Origin of the sequence: Acinetobacter lactucae (assembly GCF_013344765.1) — a bacterium.
Taxonomy (GTDB): Bacteria; Pseudomonadota; Gammaproteobacteria; order Pseudomonadales; family Moraxellaceae; genus Acinetobacter; species Acinetobacter lactucae_A.
Window position 1 is genome coordinate 1 of sequence record NZ_JABVBF010000326.1, and the last position, 1,348, is coordinate 1,348.

General features: G+C 34.1%; 1 protein-coding gene. It reads left to right on the forward strand.

Features of this window, described 5'->3' with window-relative positions; genetic code table 11:
• Positions 1-13: 13 nt before the first annotated feature.
• Positions 14-1,219, forward strand: a complete 1,206-nt coding sequence (locus HUN22_RS17075) for a type VI immunity family protein (protein WP_438839294.1) — start codon at positions 14-16, stop codon at positions 1,217-1,219.
• Positions 1,220-1,348: the final 129 nt, after the last annotated feature.

The following is a 1,348-nucleotide window of genomic DNA, read 5'->3' on the forward strand; positions in this document are numbered from 1 at the left end:
GAATAGTGATTATATATATGGTTATGAAGGGGAAGAGTTTGGCATTTGCCCATTTATAACATTCTATATTTTAAATAGTGATGATGAGGTGCTTTTAATTGCAGATAAAATTTTATCTATTTGTAATGTTTTTGAAGAAGAAATAATCGATAAACCACTAAACTTATTCTATCGAAATGAAGATAGCCATTGGAAGAAAATTGTTAAAAAGAAACCAAATAAGAAAGATATCATCACTGACGTGACTAAAACCTTAGATTCAGATTTATTTTATTTTATTGGGGCATCAAGTGCTGACTCAAATCTACAAAGTGCACAATGGGCATATTCGGCGATGTTATCACAGGCTAGCGCCTACTCTTATTTAAAGATTACATTTAGTAGTAAATGGTATAAAAATAATAAAAATAAGTGGGACGAATTTGTTGAAAGATGCTTGAAAGAATTTAATCCAATTCAATCATATAGCGGATATGAAATTGGAAATAGTACTCAACTATCATCAATTTCTCCAGAATTTGAAACAGCAGAAAGAATATTTACCGATTACTTTTACGGATTAGATATTGATCATCCAGCTGCGATGGCATTTCATTCTCATTATGATGAAGATGGTTTCGAATATTTACCTGTTCTTGGAGCTGGATTACGAACTCCAACATGGTGTTTTTTGCTTTCACCTTATTGGATAGAAAAGCTAGGGTTAAGCGAGGAGCAAATCCGCCTAAAACTCAATGATTCACGAATTGAGATTACTAAATTACCAGATCCAGCAGACCCTGAAAAATACAGTCTATGGATTCGACTTGGAGAATTATCACTTTATCCAGTTGAAGAGGGTGTTCCAGATTTATTGGTAATGGCAAATGAGCTGATTAAGCCAATTCGTTGTAATGATTTAAAATTAACGACTTTAGATGCATGGGATGATGATCCGAACCCAAGATTTGATATAGAGAACTCTCCACAATGGATTGCCCGTTTTGATGAAGATAGCCATTGGCCAGAGGGTAAACGAGTCAATAAGATTCATGCAGTACTGTTAGAGCAAAATAAAATTAAGGTACTCGGTGGAGAAATATGTCCGAAAACAGGTGAATGGTATAGTCCTGCAAATAATATGGAAAAGCGCTACTTTACAGAAGGTGAAATCATGCCTGAAATTGAAGATAATGCTTGGGGTGAAACCATTTGGTATTTAGATATAGAAAATGAATAATATTTTTAACTATTTAATTTATTAATAAGGAGCCTATCTAGCCGATAGGCTTTTTCATGTATGCAAGGAAGTGTTTTATATTGGTATCCTCATTGGCGGTGCAATTGGGGGGATTGCTGCATATAAACT